At 56.1% G+C, this 21,901-nt stretch carries 17 protein-coding genes and 1 pseudogene; 4 read left to right on the top strand and 14 right to left on the bottom strand.

The features are described 5' to 3' along the window. Positions 1-12: 12 nt before the first annotated feature. The 8 genes from RSK20926_RS05630 to RSK20926_RS05595 all read right to left on the bottom strand — a co-directional run bounded on the left by RSK20926_RS05630 (position 13) and on the right by RSK20926_RS05595 (position 10,055). On the bottom strand, positions 13-1,548 hold the full coding sequence (locus RSK20926_RS05630) for a substrate-binding domain-containing protein (protein WP_008204995.1): 1,536 nt from the start codon (positions 1,546-1,548) through the stop codon (positions 13-15). A gap of 105 nt (positions 1,549-1,653) precedes the next feature. Beyond that, complete coding sequence (locus RSK20926_RS05625; protein ID WP_008204994.1) at positions 1,654-2,454, bottom strand: glycine betaine ABC transporter substrate-binding protein; 801 nt, start codon at positions 2,452-2,454, stop codon at positions 1,654-1,656. A 16-nt stretch (positions 2,455-2,470) separates the two neighbouring features. Further along, the gene (locus tag RSK20926_RS05620; protein ID WP_050773037.1) at positions 2,471-2,968 is read right to left on the bottom strand and encodes a RidA family protein; all 498 of its coding nucleotides are present in this window, start codon (positions 2,966-2,968) and stop codon (positions 2,471-2,473) included. A 416-nt stretch (positions 2,969-3,384) separates the two neighbouring features. Next, the gene (locus RSK20926_RS05615; RefSeq protein WP_008204991.1) at positions 3,385-4,404 is read right to left on the bottom strand and encodes a zinc-binding alcohol dehydrogenase family protein; all 1,020 of its coding nucleotides are present in this window, start codon (positions 4,402-4,404) and stop codon (positions 3,385-3,387) included. 84 nt (positions 4,405-4,488) lie between these two features. Continuing rightward, on the bottom strand, positions 4,489-5,397 hold the full coding sequence (locus RSK20926_RS05610) for a LysR family transcriptional regulator (RefSeq protein ID WP_008204990.1): 909 nt from the start codon (positions 5,395-5,397) through the stop codon (positions 4,489-4,491). A 63-nt stretch (positions 5,398-5,460) separates the two neighbouring features. Beyond that, positions 5,461-6,456 (bottom strand): NADPH:quinone reductase, encoded by a 996-nt coding sequence (locus RSK20926_RS05605; protein WP_008204989.1) that lies wholly within the window; start codon positions 6,454-6,456, stop codon positions 5,461-5,463. A gap of 66 nt (positions 6,457-6,522) precedes the next feature. Continuing rightward, a complete protein-coding gene (locus tag RSK20926_RS05600) occupies positions 6,523-7,641 on the bottom strand; it encodes an L-dopachrome tautomerase-related protein (protein WP_008204988.1) in 1,119 nt (372 codons plus the stop codon). A 20-nt stretch (positions 7,642-7,661) separates the two neighbouring features. Next, positions 7,662-10,055 (bottom strand): transketolase, encoded by a 2,394-nt coding sequence (locus RSK20926_RS05595; RefSeq protein WP_037253843.1) that lies wholly within the window; start codon positions 10,053-10,055, stop codon positions 7,662-7,664. A gap of 185 nt (positions 10,056-10,240) precedes the next feature. On the opposite strand from RSK20926_RS05595, the pseudogene RSK20926_RS05590 reads away from it, so the two are divergent. Beyond that, a pseudogene (locus RSK20926_RS05590) lies at positions 10,241-10,690 on the top strand (IS5 family transposase); the annotation flags it as partial. Positions 10,691-10,969: 279 nt separating this feature from the next. Here the strand turns inward: RSK20926_RS05590 and RSK20926_RS05585 are convergent. The 4 genes from RSK20926_RS05585 to RSK20926_RS05570 are packed head-to-tail and all read right to left on the bottom strand — an operon-like array spanning position 10,970 to position 14,730. Next, the gene (locus RSK20926_RS05585; protein ID WP_008204984.1) at positions 10,970-11,548 is read right to left on the bottom strand and encodes an HpcH/HpaI aldolase/citrate lyase family protein; all 579 of its coding nucleotides are present in this window, start codon (positions 11,546-11,548) and stop codon (positions 10,970-10,972) included. Next, on the bottom strand, positions 11,548-12,723 hold the full coding sequence (locus tag RSK20926_RS05580) for a CaiB/BaiF CoA transferase family protein (RefSeq protein WP_008204982.1): 1,176 nt from the start codon (positions 12,721-12,723) through the stop codon (positions 11,548-11,550). The genes RSK20926_RS05585 and RSK20926_RS05580 overlap by 1 nt, the downstream gene beginning before the upstream one ends. After that, positions 12,723-13,874 (bottom strand): acyl-CoA dehydrogenase family protein, encoded by a 1,152-nt coding sequence (locus tag RSK20926_RS05575; RefSeq protein WP_008204980.1) that lies wholly within the window; start codon positions 13,872-13,874, stop codon positions 12,723-12,725. The genes RSK20926_RS05580 and RSK20926_RS05575 overlap by 1 nt, the downstream gene beginning before the upstream one ends. Positions 13,875-13,881: 7 nt before the next feature. Then, the gene (locus tag RSK20926_RS05570) at positions 13,882-14,730 is read right to left on the bottom strand and encodes an FAS1-like dehydratase domain-containing protein (protein WP_008204979.1); all 849 of its coding nucleotides are present in this window, start codon (positions 14,728-14,730) and stop codon (positions 13,882-13,884) included. Positions 14,731-14,833: 103 nt separating this feature from the next. On the opposite strand from RSK20926_RS05570, the gene RSK20926_RS05565 reads away from it, so the two are divergent. After that, positions 14,834-15,727: a LysR family transcriptional regulator gene (locus tag RSK20926_RS05565; RefSeq protein ID WP_008204978.1), complete on the top strand. Its 894-nt coding sequence runs from the start codon at positions 14,834-14,836 to the stop codon at positions 15,725-15,727. On the opposite strand, the gene RSK20926_RS05560 is transcribed toward RSK20926_RS05565, so the two are convergent. Both RSK20926_RS05560 and RSK20926_RS05555 read right to left on the bottom strand, forming a co-directional pair. Continuing rightward, complete coding sequence (locus RSK20926_RS05560; RefSeq protein ID WP_008204977.1) at positions 15,724-16,656, bottom strand: ornithine cyclodeaminase family protein; 933 nt, start codon at positions 16,654-16,656, stop codon at positions 15,724-15,726. The two genes, RSK20926_RS05565 and RSK20926_RS05560, sit on opposite strands and share 4 nt — an antisense overlap. 11 nt (positions 16,657-16,667) lie before the next feature. Beyond that, positions 16,668-17,816 carry a DSD1 family PLP-dependent enzyme gene (locus RSK20926_RS05555; protein ID WP_008204976.1) on the bottom strand — a complete coding sequence of 383 codons (1,149 nt, stop codon included), beginning with the start codon at positions 17,814-17,816 and terminating at the stop codon, positions 16,668-16,670. A 92-nt stretch (positions 17,817-17,908) separates the two neighbouring features. On the opposite strand from RSK20926_RS05555, the gene RSK20926_RS05550 reads away from it, so the two are divergent. Both RSK20926_RS05550 and RSK20926_RS05535 read left to right on the top strand, forming a co-directional pair. Then, on the top strand, positions 17,909-18,802 hold the full coding sequence (locus tag RSK20926_RS05550; protein WP_008204975.1) for a LysR substrate-binding domain-containing protein: 894 nt from the start codon (positions 17,909-17,911) through the stop codon (positions 18,800-18,802). Positions 18,803-19,424: 622 nt separating this feature from the next. After that, on the top strand, positions 19,425-21,896 hold the full coding sequence (locus tag RSK20926_RS05535; RefSeq protein ID WP_008204973.1) for a bifunctional hemolysin-adenylate cyclase precursor: 2,472 nt from the start codon (positions 19,425-19,427) through the stop codon (positions 21,894-21,896). Positions 21,897-21,901 lie beyond the last annotated feature (5 nt).

Raw genomic sequence — 21,901 nt, 5'->3', positions numbered from 1 at the left:
TCTGTCTCCGGCTCAAGTCCAGGTATGGACGCCATGGCGCGCCTTGATCTTCTCCGGGAAGGTCCGCGCCAGCGAATTCCAGGATTGAATCTGACGCTCTTTGCCCATGCGGCGGGTGATGCGCGCCATCTCCTTGGCGGCGTCATTCATCGCCTCTTCGGCGCTTTTCTTGCCCAACACTGCTTCGACGCAGTTTCTGTCCAGCGCCTCGGAATACTCAAATGTTCCGCGGATCACGAAATCAGGGATTACATCCCCGATCTGATCCCAAGCGGCATGCAGCCAGGCCTGGGTGTATTTCTCCTTCATCGCCGCGCCGGGCGCTTTGAAGTGATTGGTCCGCGTCGGGTCGAAATAGCCGCCATTCATCGGAATGGCCCGGTCCGAGACATCCGGCGCCGTATGCCATTGCGCAAAGAGGTATGCCAGTTCCGGGATCGCCGAATGCTCATTCACCACATAGAGCCAGCCAAAGGCATTGACTGATGCGCGGATCAGCTCTCCGTCTATCCGGGTGCCCGGCACAGGCGCGGACAAGAGATTCCCGGCAACGGCTTCGGAGATGGCCGGATCATTGTTGTAACGGAAGAATGAGGGCCAGCTGAAGGTGCTGAACACATTGCCGATGCCATATTGATTGTAGTTTTCAGACCAGCCATTGGTGAAGGCCTCTTTGGGCAAATATGCCTCGCTTGCAATCAGCTCTTCCAGTGCTGCAATGCCCTCGGGGCTGTTGCACAGGGGGTTCATGTCCTTGTCAAAGTAAAGCATGCCCTTCGAGCAGAAGCGCTGCATCCATTGCCATTTGGTGTAAAAGGGCGCGCGGTATTCCAGAGATCCATAGCGACCCTCTTCTGGGCGGGTGAAGAATTCGATCAGTTGATCATAGTCTTCCCAGGTGTCTGGGGCCGTAAGATCGCGCCCGTATTTTGCTCTGAATGCGGCCTGTTCGGCGGGATCTTCCATCCAGTCCTTGCGCATATAGAGCGCCCAGTTGTCAGCATCCGCATAAAGCGCGCGGTAGCCGCCATCATATTTGCAGCCGAACTCAGAGAAGGGGTAGGGGATGCGATAGGCGCCGTGGTCCAGCTCGGGCTGATATCTTTCCACATAGAGGTCAAGATCCTTGGCCAGTCCTGCCTCGGTGAAGTCGGGCAAGGCAAAGACCGGTCCAATGATCAGATCATACTGGCCGGTCTTGGCCACGGCTTCCTGCATGGCTTTGGAATAAAGTTCGGTATTGGGAACCTCGATCAGGTCAACCGCAAGCCCGGTCAGAGTTTTCCATTCCTCCAGAAAGGGGGTGAGGTTGCCGCCGGAGCCGCCCGGAATGAGGATGGATATGGTTTTCTTACCGGCGCTAGGGGCCAGAGCAGAGGCGCCCTTTACTGCTCGGTTGGCAATGTGATGGATCGCATCGGTATTCGCAATGGCTGCATCGACATACAGGACGCCGGGCAGCGCCGTCCCCGTTAGGGCCGCCGCTGTGCCTTTCAGGAAACTGCGGCGGCTTTGATCAATATTTGTTGGTTGCTTGGGGTTATGCATTTGACGTTCCTCCCTAGTGATGGGAGCAACGCTAAGATTTTAATTTTTTAGATCAATCGCTAGCTTTCTTAAAAGATTTTTCAGAAAATTTAAAATGTGAACCGATCATCCGGCCCGCAGCCACGCCTCACATTGTGCGTGATTGGCATTGATCCATGCGATCGCAGCGTCGCGTGGGGTCTTCCCATCACAACAAATCTCACGATCCAATTGCGAAACAAGGTCATTCCCAAGCTGAATGCGCTCCAGCAAGGTTCTGCCCTGCGGGGTCAGCTTGTGGGCCGCATCCCGCCGCAGCACCAGCGTAGCCGCGTCTTGCCCGCCAAGAAGACCTAGAGGGTCCTCCAATTCGCGCAGGTTGCGCTGGCTGTTCAGCCATTGCGGATGCCAGAGGGGAACAATGGCCAGATCCCCGGCGCTCTCGGCCTCCAGATATGCAGAGGTACAGTCCTCCAGCGTGCCGTTTTCGAAATGAAACCCCTGTGCGTCGAGTTGGTAGTCCTTCAGCATTTGCCGCGAAAACCGGCTGATGCCCGCGCCAGTCCCTATGCCCTGAATGCGCTTGCGGAAAAGCGCGGCAACCTCAGGCCTGGCCAGATCGGTGACCGAACGAATATGCTGCGGGGCCTGATCCGAAATGCCCCAGATACAATAGGGCTGGTAAAGGACCGAGAGTTTCAGGAGCTCATCTTTGTAAGGTGCAATGTAGGTTCCGTGAGAGGCGGGAAGCCAGGCGGAGACCACAAGATCCACTTCTCCCCCCCTTTGCATGGCGTACATGTCTTCATGAGGGGCTTCTTTCAGCTCTACTTTATGTCCTGTTCTTTCAAGGAGCTCGCAAATCACCGCCGCTGCGGCCTTGTGAAAGCTCAGGTCGATTTGCCCGACAACCATAGGTTTGCTCATCTGTCTAACCCTCCGGTTAATCCGTAACTTCTGCCCAGAGCACTACGAGAGTGGCGCAGTTCAAGCACATGGCCGGATCAGAATAGATCATGCGCGAATGGCAGCCTTTTTCGCCAAATACATCGTTGACAAGGTCGGAGGCACCATTCAATGCCTCTGGCTGCTCGGTGAAATCCGGCGTGCAATGGGCCGTTCCTTCGACCCTCAGGATACGTTTGATGCGGCGCAGATCGCCAACAGCGGATTTGAGCTGGGCGATGCCGTTTAAGGCAGAGAGGCGAAAGGCGTCGTACCCGTCCAGCAAGCTCAACTCGGCCCCCATTTTTCCGGTGTATTTCAATTTGCCATCGATCCAGGGCAATTGCCCGGAGGTGTAGACGACATTGCCCGCACGAACCCAGGGTTCATAGGCGCCAACCGCCTTGGGTACCGATGGCAATTCCAGCCCCATCTCCTGCAGTCGCTGCTCTGGTGTTTGGTTTTCTGTGGCTTTGGCTGTTGCGGCTATGCTCATGATGTCCTCCCGTTTTCCTATGCTTTGGGTGCCGCGAGCGGCCGGGAGGAACAATCTTTCTGTTCGAAAATCAGACTTTGCCAGATCTGAAGAATGGCAAGAGTGACATCTATTCTGGGGATATTGCGCCCAATTTCCGTACATTGCCCGATCCAGGTTGTGGCTTTGTAACCACAGGGGAGCGCGCTGCTCCATTGCGCTTGGGGCATTGGAACAGCGGCTTGTCCTGCGGATAAAGGATCAGCAATAGTAGATAGAGCATCTTCCAATGCTCCTGTTTGGGTTGCACATGCACTTTCATAGGAGGAGGGGGATTCAATTTATGGTAGGGTCAAAAAGCTGTTTACTGCCTAGTCAAAGGGTCAATCTCGTTTTTTGACCCCAACCCGTTCAATTGCCGCGGGTGCGGCGAGGAGTTACCCGGGCCTGTCAAAGTTTACCGCGATTTTCCCAATTGTAGTGCCGGTTTCGATCATTTTGTGGGCTTCTTTCAAGGTCTTCACGTTCAAGCCCTTCAATTCATGGTTCAGAGTTGGACGCAGTTTTCCGGCATCCACAAGGCGTGCGATCTCGCTGAGAATTTCACTTTGCCGTTTGAGATCAGGGGTACCAAATAATGAGCGCGTGAACATGAGCTCCCATACGAAAGTCACAGACTTGCCCTGAAGCTTTGAAAGCTCGACACCTCCATCAAACTCAACAATGGCACCGATTGTCCCCTGCGGCGCAATGAGGTCCGCCATGGCATCCCAATGCCCTTTGGTGTCCGCCGCATTGAAAATATAATCGACATTCTCAAACCCAAGGTCGCGCACGGATGACACCAGATCGCGGTGATCAGCCACATGATCCGCGCCCATGCGCTGAACCCAGTTATGGGTTTCCGGGCGCGAAGCCGTTGCGATGACCGTCATGTTTGTCAGCGCTTTTGCAAGCTGGATCATTATAGAACCCACGCCGCCGGCTCCTCCAATGATAAGCAGCGTTCCTGTTTGTCTTTTGCGCAAGTTCATTCGATCAAACAGAGCCTCATAGGCCGTCAAACACACCAGAGGAAGGGTTGCGGCTTCTGCATTTGTCAGGGCTTGCGGAGCTTTTGCGGCAATCCTGGCATCCACTGCCTGATACTCGGCATTTGAGCCATCACGGGCTACGTCGCCTGCGTAAAACACGCGATCTCCAAGCGCAAAACCTGTTACCGCCGAGCCCAATGCTTCAATGGTTCCTACTGCGTCATATCCGAGGATCCGTGGAGTTTCTCTTTCTTGATTCTGCGCCGACCGATTGCGGATTTTGGCGTCTGCAGGGTTCACGGAAACTGCATCAATCCTCACAATCAAATCGTTTTCAAGTGGTTCGGGCTTGGGTACTTGGTACTCTTGGAGTGAAGCAGGATGATCGATGGGGTGAGAGCGGGTAAATCCAACGGCTTTCATTTGGTGTCCTTTTCGTTGCTGCTTTGGATATAGGCAACGTTCAACGAAGGATAATCTCGGTGGAGCCCAAGTCAGATTTCGGGTTTATGAAACAATCTTTCCAAGGCCGGTTTTGCGAAACCGTTCCTCAAGAAAGCTGGTAAATGCCTGTACTCTTGGTGGAGTGGTCCGGCTGGCGGGACGGACTGCCCATACCTGCCATTCTGGTGAAACGGTATGACTGGGCAATACACGTATCAGTCGCCGGGCCTTTAAGTGGTCTGATATGTCCCAGACTGATTTAAGCCCGATTCCCATCCCCTGAAGCGTGGTGTCGGTCACCGCCTCGCCAAAGTTTGTGGTGAAGTTTCCGCCGACCCGTACCTCGGTAATGTTCCCTGCCTCATCCTTGAGCGCCCAGTTTCGCGTTTCGCCAAGCACGATACAGCGGTGTGATTTCAGATCCGAGGGTTGCTGTGGAACGCCGAACCTCTCCAGATAGTCCGGCGAAGCAACAAGCAACCGTGGATTGGGCGCAAGCTTACGGGCCAACAGCGTTGATGAGTTCAGCATCCCAACCCGGATTGCCAGATCATAGCCCTGCTCCACGATGTCGATGATGGAATCATTGAGGTCGAGCTTCAGAGTGACATCTGGATATTGGTCAAGGAATTCGCCGATATATGGGACAATCTGTGAGCGCCCAAAAGAGGCCGAAGTGGTCACGCGCAGTTCACCTGTAACCCGTCCTTTGACAGTGGAAACCGCTGCTCTTGCCTCTTCGACGCTATCGAGAACCCTTTGCGCATGCTCCAGGAATAGCTCGCCGTCCGGTGTAAGAGACACTGCTCGGGTTGTCCGGTTGAGAAGCTTGGTTCCCAGATCCGCTTCGAGCATCTGGATGCGCTGGGTCGTCGCCGTTGGCGACAGCCGGAACTCTTCGCCCGCCCGCCCGAGGGCTCCAAGAGCGGCCACTCGGACGAACAGTTCCAGCGATTTCAAGTCAAAGGGCATTCTTTGAGTGAGCCAAATAAAGGAGGAAAAATCAATCGCTCTATTTGCAACAACGGCATGGCCTCAAACGGTCAGAATGACTTTTCCGGCAAAGCCGCCCTGTTCTGCGAACTCATGCGCGGCCACAATCTGGTCCAGAGGGAATTTCCGTTCGACCTTGAGTTTTAGTGCTCCGGTCTGAAGACATGCGTTTATGTCCTCAATCGCATCCTGTTGCACTTGGGCGGGGATTGCATAGACAAACACGAACCTGACGACCGCATTTGTTACCAGAAGGGAACGATAGGGCAGGGGAGCGGCTGGATCACTCGTAGCATAATGCGCAATGACACCGCCCTGTTTGAGGTAGAGATGGGCCTCGCTCATCGTATCGGATAGGGCCACATCGACAATCCGGTCAATTCTCTTGCCACCAGTGATGGTCAGGACCGCAGCGGGCAGGTTTTCTTTCCGGTAATTGACGATGTGGTCTGCCCCGGCTTGTAGAGCGATCTCCGCTTTTTCGGGTCCGCTGACCGTGGCGATCACCTGCGCACCGGCCCATTTCGCCAGGGCGATGGCGCATTGGCCAACGGCACCGGCCCCTCCAGTGACCAGAACCCACTGGCCATTGACCGGCCCGTCTGCCATCAGCGCGCGATGAGCGGTCATCGCAGGCACACCTAGACAAGCACCCTGTTCGAAAGAGATGCCATCGGGGAGCGGAGCCGCAAGTTCGGCTTTGACCACGATCTGCTCCGCAGCGGTGCCCCGGTTGCCTTGGGCTAGGCCGTCTTCGCTACGATTCACATTGAACAGCCAGACACGCTGGCCGATTTGGTCGGATGAAACCCCCTTGCCAACAGCCTCAATAATGCCGGCACCATCTGAATGAGGGGTCACAACACCATGAGGCAACGGGCCCTGAGCACCCGAGCGGACTTTATAGTCTGACGGATTGATTCCGCTGGCGTGAATACGCACGCGTATTTCGCCCGACCCAGGTTCAGGCGCGGCGCCGTTTGTGATGCGGAAACTGTCTTTCGCGGCTCCTTGGCCAATTGCGGATACGGTTCTCATGTATGTGTTTACTTTCAAAAAAGGGTCCGCACGGTTATCCGCGCGGACAAGTTTGGGGATAGGTCATTAGTGTCCGATACGCCCTGGTGCCTCAGGGCGGAATCGGTAAATCAGATAAGGCGCTTCGTTCTTTGCCTCACCATCGTTGAACATAGCGGCTTTGGATATCTGGGCTGCGGAAACATACATGTAGCCGTCCAATGCATAGCTTACGCCATCAGGCCAGGACAGATCCTCTGCCACGGTGTAGCGGCGGTATTCCCGGCTGTCTGCCGGGATGATCCCGACAGCGTTGGTTTCCACCTCGGTCAGATAAAGGTTTCCGGCCTGGTCGATTGACAGGCCTCCGTTGTTGGGCTTGTCGGCATAGCGTTCGACCCGCGCGCCCAACTCAGTCTCGGTCAGGGTTTCATTCAGAAGATCGGCAAAACGGATGCGATAGATGGCGGAGCCGTTAAGTGGACCGTAATACAGCCAATCGAATTCCGTATCCGCAGCGATACCGTCCGCACCCACCTTGATCACGGCCCGCCCGCCATTGCCATCCGGAACGGTCAGCGGCTTGCCATCCACTACGATCGCTACATCCTCGGGCAAGGTCGACACGTGACCTTGCAAAACGCGCCGCGTGGCGCCAGTCTTCATGTCGACGATGACCAATGCCGCGGTCGTTCCGTCGCCACCTGGCCCGATGCCTTCGTCGGCGATGACAAACACGCCATCCTTGTGATTGACGACAAAATCGTTGTGCTGGCTTTCGGGGCGCGAGGCCGGGGCAGGAATGTAATAGATCTTTTCCAGCCGATCTTCCCAGGTGTTCCAGCCCACCAGCTTGGGTGTCAGCCCGGTGCGCTGACCCATGTCGAGGATCCAGACGATCCCGTTTTCATCGCCGCGAAGACCCAGCACGCTGTCGAAATAGCGGTCGGTTCCATCCCGCGGCGTGTTCCATTCGGTATTGGGAAACGGGGCAAAGGATTTGCCGTCTTCGCCCAGTTCGGCCACCCGGATTTCAGGAGAAAAGAACGGGTGGTGGCTATAGATGATCCGATTATCCGGCGTGAATGTGATATTACCGACAGATTGCGGGAGTTCGGCCACGATTTCAGCAGTTTGCGGGGTTTCACTCCAGGCGGGAAAGGCGGTGGCCGCACTCATGCAGAGCGAGGTAACAAGATGTTTCATGGAATCTTCCCTTCTTGGTTTCAGCTAATTCGGGCCAGACGGAGCGGGCGTCCGTTGAGCGCTAGTTCCGCCGCTCGCATGATCGCATCGGCATCGATGCGGTGAGCGCGGTACAAATCCGCAATTGATCCGGTTTGACCAAAATGCTCGACTCCAAGAGGGCGAACCCGCTGACCCCTAACAGACCCAAGCCAAGACAAGGCGAGGGGATGTCCGTCCGTGACGGTGACGATGGCCGCATCCCGGCTGACCGCTGACAACAGCGTTTCGACATGGGATTGCGCATTGGGATGCCCCAGGGCGCGAGCCCGGTCCGCAGCGTGCCACCCTGCGTTAAGCCGGTCCGCTGATGTAATTGCCAGGACCCCGATGTCGCGCTGATCCTGTCCAATTCGACCGGCAGCGGTAATCGCTTCGGCTGCGACTACGCCAGTGTAGGCGATCACAAGGCCGCAACCCGGACCCGGCTTGCGCAACCAGTAGCCGCCATTGACGATGTCGCGCCTGAGCCCGTCATCCAATGTGCGTGTCGGCTGTTCCAGCTTGTGGGTGGACAGCCGCAGATAGACCGATCCGCCAGTTTCATCGCGCAGCCAGTCGCCTTGTTCAGGGGTTTCTTCTCCGTCACGCTGCAAATAGTCGAATGACCATTGCAGGATGCAGGCAAGCTCGTCCACGAAGGCAGGTTCGAAACTGGCCAGACCGTCTTGCGATATGCCGATCAGCGGTGTTCCGATGGATTGATGCGCGCCGCCTTCGGGTGCCAGGGTGATGCCGGATGGCGTCGCGGCGACGATGAAACGGGCATCTTGGTAACAGGCATAGTTCAGCGCATCTTTGCCGCGTTCGATGAAGGGGTCATATAACGTTCCTATAGGAATGAGCCGCTCGCCGAACAGCGCGTGCGACAACCCTGCTGCACCGAGCAGGGTAAAGAGATTCATCTCGGCAATGCCCAGCTCGATATGCGCGCCATCGGGCGATGCAGCCCATTTCTGCATCGATGCAATGCCCCGATCCCGAAACTCGTCCGCAATCGGGGTCTTGGCAAAAACCCCCTTTCGGTTCACCCATCCAGCCAGCCCAGTCGAGGTTGCCACATCCGGCGCCATTGTCAGGATGCGATCCGACAGAGGGGAGGCGCCGCGCGCAAGATCGTCCAGAAGCTTGCCGAATCCGTCCTGTGTCGACCGAGCAGCTTTGACCGATACCGGCGTCAAATCCGGCACGTCGATACGTGCGGCAGTGTAACGCCGACAACCTTGCGCGATAAAGGGCACCTGATTCAGGAATGCGTCGTATTCGTCGGCGGGGCGGGGTAGACCCTCGAAAAGGTCCCATTCATGGCCGGTGCGAATTTGGTGCGCATCACGCAAGATTCCCAACTGGGCGCTATTGATCTGGCCCGAGTGGTTATCCTTGTGACCCGCAAGAGGCAGACCATGGCCCTTGACCGTGTAGAGGATGAAGCAAACGGGCCGGTCATGGTCTATTGCGGCAAGAGCCAGCATCAAGCTGCGCTGGTCGTGACCACCCAGGTTGGTCATGAGCCTAGCCAGTTCGTCATCCGTGAGGCTCTCGATCAAGCGGCTGACATCACCTTGATCGCCAAGGTCGTTCAGCAGTTGTTCGCGCCAGGCGGCCCCGCCGGAAAACGTCAGCGCCGCATAGATCTGATTGGAACAGCCATCTATCCAGTCGCGCAACTGTTCACCCCCAGGTTCGGCGAACGCTGCCTCCAGAAGTGATCCGTACTTGAGCTCGACCACCTCCCAGCCCATCGAAGAAAAAACATCGCGAAAGAACGCGTTTTGCGCATCTTTTGTAACTGCATCAAGGCTTTGCCGATTGTAGTCGATGAACCACCAGCAATTGCGAAGATCGTGTTTCGTGCCCTCAAGCAGCGCCTCGTAGAGGTTGCCTTCGTCCAATTCGGCATCGCCGAGGATGGAGATCATGCGCCCGGGAGCTCGCTTGCTCCAACCCTTGGCCGCGACATAGTCCTGTACCATCGCGGAAAACACTGCCATCGCACCGCCCAGGCCGACCGAACCGGTCGAAAAATCTACGTCATCGGCATCCTTCGTGCGGGATGGATAAGACTGGGCACCACCAAATCCTCGGAAGTTTTCAAGGTTCTCGCGGGTCTGTCGGCCAAGCAGGTACTGCCAGGCATGAAAGATGGGGGAAGCGTGCGGTTTGACGGCGACCCGGTCCTCGGGACGCAACACCGCGCCATAGAGCACAGCCATAAGAGTCGAAAGCGAAGCGGATGACGCCTGATGTCCACCAACCTTGAGAGTATCCGATTTCGGGCGGATGGTGTTGGCGTGATGTATCGTCCATGTCGATAACCAAAGTGCCTTCTTCTCGAGGTCTTCTAGAATAGTTGAATCTGCGCTGCTGTCCGACATCGAAAATACCCTTGGTTGTCGGCTTAGGGTACGCGGAGAGGTTGCCGCGATCATCGGATACTGAGCGAAATCAATATTTGGATATCACAAAGAAAAGTCGACCGGTTGGCACATGTTGACCAAGTCGGGTTCATCCCGCCCGCAACTACGAATAGGGTCCAGCGCGCAAACTTAGGCTGTGTTGGAAAAAGTGGCCTCCAAGACAAGGTTTTGGCCGCTCAAGAGGTCACTTCACGACCAAGATTCACCTCCGCGTCAACGCACAGGGATTGCCATTGAGGAGGGAAATCACGCCGGGCTGGACATCGGATTTTCTGGGGTCTGATTTGATGATGGCTGAGAATCTGCCGGAGTCAGAAGGCCCGCTAGCGGATCGGGGCTATGATGCTGATCGCATTCGCAAAACCATGACTGAACGCGACATCCCGACCCAATTCCCTATGCGCAAAACCCGTAAGATGCGGGTCGGTGCGGATCATGCGTTGTATTGGTTGAGAAACTTAGTCGAACGCTGCCTCGACAAACTTAAGAGCGCCCGTAGAGTCGCGACCCGATACAACAAAACTGCCGAGAGCTATCTGGGGTTCATCGATATCGCTTCTATCAGGCTATGGATGCGCCATTTGTCAACATGACCTTGAGTTAAACCCAGCGGCCCAGCGGTACTGGATTGGCTGTGTTTCACTCCATGGCCGCTCTTTCCAGGGTCTTGCGGGCCCGGTCCAGAACCGGTTTGTCGATCATCTGGCCCCGGAACCGAAAGCTGGCTCTTTCGTTTGTCGATGCTGCGAGAACGGCTCGTGCCCACTCCAGATCTGCTGCATCGGCGCAAAGTGCGTGTAGGGCTTCACTGCCGGGGGTGGATGCACATCATGCCTACCATGCTGCGGCACGGGCATAGACTGCGGTCGTGATTAAGCCGTCTGATCCTCCAGAGAGGCCAGACGCGTCAACAGGCGGCGGGATTTTGCGCAGCGAGAGGCCATGAGCAGGGCAAAACGGGCTTGATCCAGCATTGCTTTCCCGCCCTGGTGCGCTGCGTCCAATCCCATCTCAAGCGACAGATCGATGGTCCCAAGCATAAGGCGTGCAATGTTCCCAAGCGAAGCAATTTCTGCGGCTCGGGAGAGACCCTCAACCGTTTCGATCAATGGCCAAACCGGGCATTTCAGTTTTGCACCGAGCGCCCTTGTGTTTTTTAGGTTTGCTTTCGGAAGGACCACCCCAGCAAGCGCGGGGTGCTGCGATGCTTCTAGATCCTCTTCGAAATAGGCGCTCTGCGCGTCGTTGATCCGGAGCAGGACATGTCCAGACGGCCCGCTGTTCAGATAGTTCAGAGCATGTACCCGCGCTGTGGCCTTTGCATCAGGTGAGACTGCGTCTTCAAAGTCTATGATGATGGCATCGGCACCGGAAGCGACGGCCTTGGCAAAGCGTTCCGGGCGATCCCCCGGCACAAAAAGAAAGCTCTGGCCAGTTTTCAGATCAGGCATCAGATCACCCTATTCGTTCGAAGTGCGGCAATGTCTCTTTCAGAGTGGCCAAGTTCGGTCAGCAAGGCCTGCGTGTGTTCCCCTAGGCCGGGAACCGCTCCCATCCGGGGCTCCGGCCCGATCCCGCCTGGAGGCAGCAAGGCGGGAATACGGCCTACCGGCGTATCCACCTGGCGCCATCGGCCGCGCGCTTCAAGCTGAGTGTGCTTCCAGACATCCGCCATGTCATTCATACGTGCATTGGCAATCCCGGCCTGGTTCAGACGTTCAATCACGGCCTCCGTTGTCAGATCCTCAAATCTAGCGACAATGATCTGCCGGAGAATGCCCTTGTTTTCGGAGCGGGCGCTGTTTGATGAAAAACGGGGATCGTTTGAAAGGCCTGGGTCTTTAAGCACAACGCCGCAGAAGCTTTTCCATTCGCGTTCATTCTGAAGCCCGAGAAAGACCGTCCGCCTGTCCCCCGCCGGGAAAGGACCGTAGGGGAAAATTGTGGCGTGGCTTGCACCGGCGCGGTCTGGAGACCCGGCGCCTTGATAGGCATAATAGAGCGGGTAGCTCATCCATTCGCTCATCGCTTCGAGCATTGAGAGGTCAATCTCGCAGCCTTTGCCCGTCCGGCCGCGCTGGAGGAGGGCCGCCAGGATATTGCTGTAGGCATACATTCCGGCGGCGATGTCCGCGATTGAGATTCCTGCTTTGCAGGGATCGGCAGCGGTGCCGGTGGTGGAAAGGAAGCCGGCTTCGGACTGGATCAGAAGATCATAGGCTTTGCGTTTCTGATCCGGCCCGCCCTGGCCATAGCCGGAGATATTGCAAACAATGATCCCCGGATTGTCCGGCGCTAGCGCCTGATACCCAAGACCAAGCCGCGCTGCAGCGCCCGGTGCGAGATTTTGAATGACCACATCCGATTTTGCAACGAGCTGTTTTAGGATGCTGACCCCGTCAGGGTGTTTGACATCCAAGGTCAGGCTTTCTTTGGACCGGTTCGTCCATACAAAATGCGAAGCCATCCCATTGACGCGTCGATCATAATTGCGGGCGAAATCCCCAGTCCCGGGACGTTCGATCTTGATGACGCGGGCGCCCAGGTCAGCAAGCTGGCGTGTCGCAAAAGGGGCTGCGATCGCGTGTTCAAGGCTTAGAACCGTAATTCCTTCGAGTGGCAGCATCAGAAAGACCTCGGCAGACCGAGGACATGCTCGGCGACATAAGAGAGGATGAGATTGGTGGAGACCGGCGCGACCTGATACAGCCGGGTCTCGCGGAATTTGCGCTCAACATCGTATTCATTGGCAAACCCAAATCCGCCGTGAAACTGCAGGCAGGCATTGGCGGCTTCCCAGCTGGCTTTGGCGGCAAGGTATTTGGCCATATTGGCCTCGGTGCCGCAGGGTTGGCCTCTGTCAAAGAGCTGACAGGCGCGAAACCTCATCAGGTTGGCGGCCTCGAGCTCGATCTTGGCTTCGGCAATGGGGAACTGGACGCCTTGGTTCTGTCCAATTGGCCTGCCAAAGACCTCTCGCTCTTTCACATAGGCGCAGACCTTGTCGGTGAACCAGAAGCCGTCGCCAATGCATTCGGCCGCAATCAGCGTGCGTTCCGCATTCAGCCCGTCGAGGATGTAACGAAAACCCATTCCCTCTTTGCCGATCAGATTCTCTGCGGGGATCTCCAAGTTGTCAAAGAAGAGCTCGTTGGTCTCATGATTGACCATGTTGGGAATGGGGTTCACGTCCAGCCCGTTCCCAATGGCTTCTTTCAGATCGACCAGGAAAACCGACATGCCAAGCGACTTCTTTTTTACCTGATCAAAGGGTGTGGTACGCGCCAAAAGGATCATCAGATCGGAATGCTGAACCCGGCTGATCCAGACCTTCTGGCCGTTGACAATGTAGCGGTCTCCGTTCCGGCGTGCCGTTGTCTTGATCCTGGTCGTATCCGTGCCGGTGGCGGGTTCTGTGACCCCCATGGATTGCAATCGCAACTCGCCGCTGGCGATGCGGGGCAGAAAGCGCTGTTTCTGTTCTATGGATCCATGGCGCAACAGCGTCCCCATGTTGTACATCTGCCCGTGGCAGGCGCCGGAGTTGCCGCCCGCTCGGTTGATTTCCTCCATGATGATGCTTGCCTCAGTGAGGCCCAGGCCGGAGCCGCCGTATTCCTCGGGTATCATCGCCGAGAGCCAGCCGGCCTCGGTCAGGGCCTTGACGAAAGCCTCCGGGTAGCCGCGCTGCGCGTCAATTTCACGATGGTACTCGGGTGGAAATTTTGCGCAAAGCGCGCGGACGGCATCGCGGATTTCGATATGATCACTGGTCATGCTGGTTTCACTCGGTTGTTGCTTTGGCATCCATGGCAAGCGCGCCGTCCTGGCGGCGTGCCCATAGGTGATAGGTCCTGCCATCCTCCCTGGCTGCGCCATGAAGTGAAAACCTCTGGGTTTCATAGATTGTCGAGACCGCCCGGAATTCGAAACCTGTCACTGCGCGATCGGGTTTTTCCCGGCGGAGCAGATCAAGGAGGAGCGTTGCCAGCAAGGGGCCATGCACCACCAACCCCTCATAACCCTCCGAGTTTACACAAAACGGCTGATCGTAGTGGATGCGGTGGCCATTGAAGGTCAGCGCGGAATAGCGAAAGAGAAGAACCGGATCAGGATCAATTTCCCGCGCAAAATCCCAGTTGTCCGGAACCGGAGGCGGCGCAGGCAGCGGCCTGTCCGGTTTTGCCGCTTCGCGGTAAACGATGTCGTGCTCCTCATCTATGCCCAGGGTCTCGCCGTCAAAAAACTGATGTCCAACTGTGACAAAGACCAGTTGGCCAGATCGGCCTGTTTTTGCCTTTACGGATTTGATGGTGGAAACCTTTGTCAGCTCACGGCCGATCAGCATAGGAGCGTGGAAATTCAGCCTGCTTCCTGCCCACATACGGCGGGGCAGGGGCACTTGGGGCAAAAACCCTCCGAGAGCGGCATGGCCATCATAGCCCGCGTCAGAGAGTTTGAAGAGTTGCAGAAAGTGCATCCAGTGCCAAAGCGGCGGCAAGGCCGTTTCATCGGTATAGAGGGGGTCATCACGGTTTAGCGTCAAAGCCAAGGCATTGGAGGGAAAGGACGCAATGCGCTCCACATAAGTTTCCGATCTCCCGATCCATTTCTCCAAATGCTCCAGATCCATCTGATCCTCCCGCCAAAATGATTGATGGGTGATCTATCGCATAGCTTCTGAATTCTAAAAATTCACATTTCAAGAACGTTGTATTCGTTGTACACTAATACAAATGAATATCGACCTCGTTGATCTCCGGCTGTTCAAGAATATTGCCGACTGCGGCAACCTCACTCGGGGGGCGGAGAAGTCCTGCCTCTCCCCGCCATCAGCCAGTGCGCGGATCAAATCTCTGGAACAGGAAACCGGCCAGCAGCTTCTGGTTCGCGGAAACAAGGGCATCAGCCTTACCTCTTCCGGGGAGCGCCTCTTGCGGCAGGCGCAGCTTGTGCTGCGGCAGATGGATTTTCTGAAACAGGAAATGATGAACGGCGAGGCGGGCCATATTAGGATTTTTGCCAATACAACGGCAGTTACTGAGTTCCTGCCTGAACTGCTTGCTCGGTTTCTATCGTGTCGCAAAGGGGTGACCGTTGATCTGCAGGAGCGCCTGACAAAGGACATTCTGCGTGCGGTCGCGGATGGCACGGCCGATCTGGGGATCATGTCCGGTGAGGCAGAACCCGCAGGACTGGAGGCCATCAAGTTTTCAACAGACCGGTTGATGCTGGCTGTGCCTGAAAACCACGTGCTGACGCGCCGTGACCGCGTCGCGCTCTATGAGACATTGGGTTTTGAGCATATTGCGCTCCATGAAGGCAGCACCTTGCTGGATTTCTTGCGGCGTCAGATGCATCGCAATGGGTTTGACCAGATTTTGCGGGTTCAGGTTCGCAGTTTCGAAGCCATGTGCCGCATGGTGGAAGCAGGTGCCGGGGTTGGCGTAGTGCCGGAATCTGCAGCAAGGCGCCATGCGCAGACAATGGGTATCGAATTGCTCGAGCTAGTCGACGAATGGGCTGTCCGGGACCGGTTTGTGGTGATCCGCGACCGAGAAGCCTTGCCGGGCTCCGCAAATGCATTGATCGATTTGCTGGTCCAAGAAGGACTTGGCGGGAAAGCTTAGAACTCGGCACCATGAGCACTGACCAGATCCAAGATGGCTTGTGCCATAAAAAGATCCTGAACCGAAATGCCTGAGCTGTCGAAGATCGTGATCTCCTCTTCGCTGGTCCTCCCTTCGGATCTGCCTGCCAGGACGTCTCCTATCGCGGTCAGACGCGCATTCTTCGGTGCATGCTGGAACTCGCCGATCACACGGGACTGGCTGGGCAGGTCGCAGAATAGTCGCCCTCTGGCAAACAGATCGGGCGGCATTTCCTGTTTCCCCGCTGTGTCGGCACCCATGCCAGCGACATGTGTCCCCGGTTTCACCCAGTCCGCCTCAAAGAGCGGCGCTGTGGCAGGCGTGGCTGTAACAATGATGTCGGCGGTCCGGCAAGCCTCCTCTGCCGGGCTGACCTGGGCGGCGATACCGTCATTTCGGAGGTCCTCGGCAAACTTTTCGCCACGAGCCTCATTGATGGAGACGACGTTCACCATTTCAATGGGGCGAAAACGGGCAATTGCACGGGCCTCATAGCTGGCTTGGTGCCCGGCGCCGAACAAAGCCAAGGTCTTGCTGTCTTCCCGCGCCAAAGCATCGACGGCAACTGCATCTGCTGCTGATGTGCGATAGGCATTCAACCGACCGGCTTCGACGGCAGCTCCTATCCGTCCGCAGCTTTGATCAAACAGCAGAATGATCGAGTTGTGCCTAGGAAGCCCCAGTGCTTCATTGCCGGGCCAATAAGAGCCAACTTTCAGTCCGGCGAGCCCAGCTGCAGCAGAAGATTTGATCGCATAGGTGTCACCTTGGCTGCTGCCATGGGCTTGTATGACGGGGAAAGTCACTGTGCCAGTTTCTGTGGCCGCAATTAGCGCTTTGTACATGGCATCATAGGCCATCCCATGGCTTGCGAAGCCTGCGGAAACTTCTTCGGGAATGAATTTCATGTTTTCTCTCCTTACCAGCCGCCAAACCGCTGCCAGGTCTTCAGAGTGGTTCCAGCCTCCTGCGGAATGACTTGATATTCTTTAAATTGTGCAGCCACTGCACAGGCGTGGTTCGGCAGGATGCGAAGGCGGCTTCCTAAAGGTAGATCGGGCAGCACAGCGTTGCTGCCGGGGCGCACTGTAATGATGCCGTGTTCCTGGTTTGCTTGGCTCACAATCAAGTCAGGGATCACCCTGCCGGCCTCATCGCAAACAACACCATATCCCTGGTCCAGCCGTTGTGAGGCGGTGCCGCGATCCTGCGACAATGCCATCCAGCCCGCATCAGTGATGATCCAGCCCTTGCGGCGCTGTTGGCCAAGAACGGTGGTGAGAACAGACAAAGCAATGTCATCCGTGCTACAGGTTTCGATGCCAGCCTGGAACAGATCAAAAAAGGCAAAGACCCCGGCACGGATTTCGGTGATACCCTCTGCCTTTTCAATGGCATGGGCTGTGGGTGTGGAACCTATGCTTACAACAGGGCAGGGCAGGCCGGCTTGGCTTAGGACCTCCACCGCGCGGACTGCCGCACGCCGTTCAGCCTCGGCACATTTAGCATGGGCCGCACGGCCGCAAACAGCGTAGCTTTCTCCGGCATGGGTCAGAACACCGCGAAGACATGCACCGCCTCCCTCCAGGATATGCCCAATCTCGATCAGCTCTGGGGCACCCGGCGCCGTTCCGCTGCGGTGACCGTCACAGTCTACCTCAATCAGGGCCGGAATGGCCTGTCCGTGCTTCCTCGAGGCCGAAGCCACCGCCTTAGCCTGTTCCGGACTGTCCAGGAGCACTGCAAGATCGCAGCCTCTTGCCCGTATTTCAGCTACTCGGTCGAGTTTCTGCGGAACAATGCCGACAGCATAAATAATGTCGCGGATCCCGGCCGCGGCAAAAATTTCTGCCTCTTCCAAAGTGGATACCGTTGCGGGACCAGTGCCTCCTGTGAGCATTTGCCGCGCAATATCGACTGATTTCACCGTTTTGAGATGCGGTCGGAGAGTTACACCCAGCGCCTGAACCCGTTTTTCCTGCCGCTTGATGTTTCGCCGCATCTTTGCCTCATCAACGACGAGGGAAGGTGTCGGGAGATGTTCGAGGGCAGGAGCGGCAGACAGCATGACGGAATTCCTTAGATTGATACACAGAAGGTAATGCAGCGGGCTGAATGATGTTATTAACATTTTTCACCTTCTGAATTAAGCTCACCTTTATGCTGGAGACACCTGATCTGAAATTCTTCCTTGCTATTGCGCAGGCCTCTTCGCTGGCTGCAGCAGCGCGTAGTCTCAATGTTACGCCGCCCGCGGTGTCCCAAAGGCTCGCGCTGATTGAGGAGCGCATCGGCTTGCGCTTGGTCGAGAGGGGGCGGCGGTCACTGACCCTCACAACGGAAGGAGAAGCCCTCGCCCGGAAATCCTCCCGGATACTCGGTCAGCTTGCCGAGTTGAACGAAGACCTCGCCGCGCGCCGCGGGGATGTCGCCGGACCGCTAACGGTCATAGCCCCATTTGGCTTCGGCCGACTGCATGTGGCTCCAGTCATGAACGCATTGCTGAAAGAACATCCAGGCATCGTCCTCGATCTGATTTTGAGTGATGATCCATATGGTGCCGGCGCAAAGGAAAGTTGGGATATCATCGTCCATATTGGACAGCTGAAAGATCTATCTGCCATACAGCGAAAGCTTTGTTCCAACCGCCGCTATCTGGTTGCTTCGCCTGACTACTTGGCCCGGTGCGGGGCACCCGAATTGCCCGAAGATTTGCCGGAATTCTCCTGCGGTGTCATTCGTGAGGATCAGGCGGATGTGACGATGTGGCATTTCGCAGGCCCGGATGGCAAAGGCCATTCTGTTCGGGTTACCCCCGATTTCGCCAGCAATGACGGCGAAGTTGTCAAATCTTGGGCTCTAGCCGGACAAGGGATTGTTCTGCGTTCGGAATGGAATGTGTCGCAAGAGCTGGAGGAAGGAAGCCTTGTCCGGGTTCTCGCTGACTATTCTCTGCCGGAAGCTGATATTGTTGCCTTGCTCAGCCCAAAAACCCTCCGGTCTGAAAGAGTCAACCTTGCCATGGATTGGCTGTGCAAGGCAGTTCCAGGCTGAGAAGGACGGATCGGTGACACACACCTCAAGGTGGAGTCATCGTCTTCCTCAAGACTAAGACTACGGAAAGGGTTGTGAAGTGTTTTCCGTTTACCTGTAGCGGATTAGTGATAGTTCTTTAAGTCTCTTGTGAAGCTTTCCAGTATGGTATCAGCCTCAGATTTCGAAAAAGAATGCCCTTATAGCGGGTATCTCTGGTTCAGGAAACGCGCCCAGTTATCACCTAGCCCGTAGCACGCCCCTGGTTCGTAGTTCAGGAAGAACACCGGAGAGTAGCCGAATGAGATATCTATCGGTAGACCGCTTGATTTCTCCAGTTTCTGCCGGAAACTCAGCTGCCAGGCGGGCGTGCTCCAACTGCTTTCTTTCACCTGAAAGCTTCAGAGTATGGCCCCCAGGAAAGACCATCTAGACCTCCTCCTCCGTTAGAGACTGGGTATCTTCGCCAGACGGGACTTCATGGCTAGGGGTTTTGATGCTCCCCCCCCAGCGCCTGAGGATCCACCGCCTGCGGCGGTCCCCGGCAATCACAAGCAGTAAGCCCGCCGTTTCAATGCGATCCGCAAGAACCCGCAAGGGCCTGCTTTGTTCCCAATTCAACTAATTTGAAGGCCTAACAGCCATGCTCGATACTGAAAAAACTGCGGTTCTTGAAACCGCTGTACTTGCCTATGACGCTCTGTTTGACGATCTCGGACCAGAAGCCAGCGCTGCATTTAAGGAAGCAGTTGCATCCTATTTGGAGACGGGTGTTGCAATTCCAGAAGTACAGTCAGTCAGCAAGGCGACCTATTATTCGAACTGGAATTACCACCTGATTCATAGCCTGGAGGCGAAAGTCTCCAGCACCGATCTGACTGGAGAGAATGAGGAGGTCAGCCAAGATGCAGAGCTCGCTCAGTTCATCGCCAATGATCTCAAGATCGCCGCCAAGATCGCCGCTGCGGTAGAACAGCAATACGCAGCTGGGCACCTAGCAGGGAACAATACGCAGATCATCAATAATTTCAAAGGTTTCCTGACTGATGATCTCTCGCGGCTCCAAGTTGAGACACAGGTTCTGAGTGAACAGTATCAAAGGCTCAGCGACAGCACACATGTGGATTTTGATGCTGAGCGGGCGCAGGCGATTGGCGTCAAGCTCAACACAACACGCGAGCTGATTACTGCGGCCGAAGACATGCAAAACGGGCTGTCGCAATACAATTCTGGCGATGACATCACTTCCTTTGCGGCCGAACAAGGGGACTATCTGCAACTGCGGATCGATGCCTTGGAGCTTTCCAAACAAGAGAAACAGGCAGAATATGAGACCTTTGCGTCGGAAAATTACACTGGCAGTGCTGATCTTGCGGAGGTTGCCAAGTATGAACTGGAGGAGCTCTCTCGCGAAAGCCTGGATCTGACCGCCAGAAAACATGGCTTGGACGACATCGAGCAATATGACAGCACCCTGCGATCCGCCTCTTTCAAAGCGGGGGTAAACCTGCTGAGCACCTCCCGAGCGGCTGCTGCTTTTGCGGTAAATCCTGAGAATTCAGTTGAAGGACACGTTACCAACGCCGGGTTCTTGGGTGAGGCGCTCCTGTCGTCTTCGGGCGACCTTCTGGAAGCCGCAGGGCATCTGAACGTTTCCAAAGGGGCGCGGGGTTTTGCTGCGGTTGCTCTGGTGGCAGGGGCCTCCGGCAGTTTTGTGCCGACGGCCAAACTGCTAGCCGATCCAGACCTTTCGCCGGAAATGCGGCGTGTCGTCGAAGCGGAAGTGGGGCTGCAGGGGACCGCACTGGCTTTTGCTGCGGTCGAAAATGTCCTGGGAATTGCTGAGCTGGCAGTTACAGCAGGGTCTAAGGCTGCCACGGTCCTGGGAAAAGCTGTGCCAATCATTGGTGCAATCGGATCCGTCATCGGGGCGATCAACCCGGTCAAATGGGCTGAGTTTGAGCAAAAACAGGACCGTATAGACGCAATCCGGGACTCTGGAACCTATAGTTCGGGTTTACTGGGCGACCTGCTGCAGGAATCCAAAACGGCTGAGGCCGCATTCTATGGCACCACGACCGCCCTTGATGTCACCACCGGCGTCACTGCGGGGGTTCTTGCCGCCACAGGTGTTGGCGCCCCTATATCGGCAGCTGTTGGTTTGATCGGAGGCGCCATCTCTGCAATTGTCGGCGCTTTTGAACAGGTGGCGCTGGAAGCCATAGCCGACCGCTATGCAGACAAGATTCGCACCGATGCAGAGGGAAACCCGCAGACGGTAGAGGCCTTCTTTAAAGGCAGCTTCGATCAGAAACAGGAACGGATCAAAGAACATTACACGGAGTTTTTCGAAGAATTCATCGCCGAAAATGATGTCGATCGGGTTCTTGCGCTTGGTGGTCAGGGGCTGGATGCAACCGATATTGAATTGGCAGCCATCAGCAAAACCAGCGGCGAGTTGAACAAGACCGCGCGGAACTACGTTGAAACCTTCACCACCAATGGATGGCAGCCGGGGAGCCATGCGCTGTCGCCGTCATCCGGGTTTGAAACCAATGTCATTCAATTGGACAAAGCCCATGGCTCCAAAAGTTTCCTGACCTTTACGACACCTCTGTTTGCGGCAGGGACAGAGGATATTTCCCGCCGCGAAACCGGCAAGAACGAATATCAGACAACGCTGAGGATCAAGGATCTTTCCGGCTGGGAAATCCGGGACCATGGCGTGAATGAAACAACCTTCAATATGAGCAAGGTGGTTTCGAGCGCTCAGGACCGTTTTGGAAATTCAATGGAGATTGGCATCGCAATTCAGGCTGCGGCCGGAGACGATGCGTTGTTTGCTTATGAAGCCCAGACCAGTTTTGACGGGGGCAGCGGTCAGGATACAGCCTCCTACGCCCGTCTGTCAGGTGTTGAACTGGCGGAAGGGTTGGAGATCCGTGCGACCGGAGCAACAACCCTTTTGGTTGAGAAGAATTTGAGTGCGGGATCCAAGTATTTCAAGGAAAGCATCGACTCGCAAACCACTCACCATGGCAAGCGCACCGAAGTTGTGCAGTTCCGGAAGGTTGGGCTGGAAGAGCGCGAAAACCAACACGCAGTTACGGACTGATCCTC

The organism is Roseobacter sp. SK209-2-6, from assembly GCF_000169455.1.
Classification (GTDB): domain Bacteria; phylum Pseudomonadota; class Alphaproteobacteria; order Rhodobacterales; family Rhodobacteraceae; genus Pseudophaeobacter.
Note: the sequence above shows the minus strand (reverse complement) of the source record. Positions and strands in the feature narration are given on the sequence as shown.

What these genes read in the sequence shown, in the direction of transcription:
- RSK20926_RS05630 (WP_008204995.1), bottom strand. Translation starts at nt 1,548, where the DNA reads ATGCATAACCCCAAGCAACCAACAAATATTGATCAAAGCCGCCGCAGT.
- RSK20926_RS05625 (WP_008204994.1), bottom strand. Translation starts at nt 2,454, where the DNA reads ATGAGCAAACCTATGGTTGTCGGGCAAATCGACCTGAGCTTTCACAAG.
- RSK20926_RS05620 (WP_050773037.1), bottom strand. Translation starts at nt 2,968, where the DNA reads ATGAGCATAGCCGCAACAGCCAAAGCCACAGAAAACCAAACACCAGAG.
- RSK20926_RS05615 (WP_008204991.1), bottom strand. Translation starts at nt 4,404, where the DNA reads ATGAAAGCCGTTGGATTTACCCGCTCTCACCCCATCGATCATCCTGCT.
- RSK20926_RS05610 (WP_008204990.1), bottom strand. Translation starts at nt 5,397, where the DNA reads ATGCCCTTTGACTTGAAATCGCTGGAACTGTTCGTCCGAGTGGCCGCT.
- RSK20926_RS05605 (WP_008204989.1), bottom strand. Translation starts at nt 6,456, where the DNA reads ATGAGAACCGTATCCGCAATTGGCCAAGGAGCCGCGAAAGACAGTTTC.
- RSK20926_RS05600 (WP_008204988.1), bottom strand. Translation starts at nt 7,641, where the DNA reads ATGAAACATCTTGTTACCTCGCTCTGCATGAGTGCGGCCACCGCCTTT.
- RSK20926_RS05595 (WP_037253843.1), bottom strand. Translation starts at nt 10,055, where the DNA reads ATGTCGGACAGCAGCGCAGATTCAACTATTCTAGAAGACCTCGAGAAG.
- RSK20926_RS05585 (WP_008204984.1), bottom strand. Translation starts at nt 11,548, where the DNA reads ATGCCTGATCTGAAAACTGGCCAGAGCTTTCTTTTTGTGCCGGGGGAT.
- RSK20926_RS05580 (WP_008204982.1), bottom strand. Translation starts at nt 12,723, where the DNA reads ATGCTGCCACTCGAAGGAATTACGGTTCTAAGCCTTGAACACGCGATC.
- RSK20926_RS05575 (WP_008204980.1), bottom strand. Translation starts at nt 13,874, where the DNA reads ATGACCAGTGATCATATCGAAATCCGCGATGCCGTCCGCGCGCTTTGC.
- RSK20926_RS05570 (WP_008204979.1), bottom strand. Translation starts at nt 14,730, where the DNA reads ATGGATCTGGAGCATTTGGAGAAATGGATCGGGAGATCGGAAACTTAT.
- RSK20926_RS05565 (WP_008204978.1), top strand. Translation starts at nt 14,834, where the DNA reads ATGAATATCGACCTCGTTGATCTCCGGCTGTTCAAGAATATTGCCGAC.
- RSK20926_RS05560 (WP_008204977.1), bottom strand. Translation starts at nt 16,656, where the DNA reads ATGAAATTCATTCCCGAAGAAGTTTCCGCAGGCTTCGCAAGCCATGGG.
- RSK20926_RS05555 (WP_008204976.1), bottom strand. Translation starts at nt 17,816, where the DNA reads ATGCTGTCTGCCGCTCCTGCCCTCGAACATCTCCCGACACCTTCCCTC.
- RSK20926_RS05550 (WP_008204975.1), top strand. Translation starts at nt 17,909, where the DNA reads ATGCTGGAGACACCTGATCTGAAATTCTTCCTTGCTATTGCGCAGGCC.
- RSK20926_RS05535 (WP_008204973.1), top strand. Translation starts at nt 19,425, where the DNA reads ATGCTCGATACTGAAAAAACTGCGGTTCTTGAAACCGCTGTACTTGCC.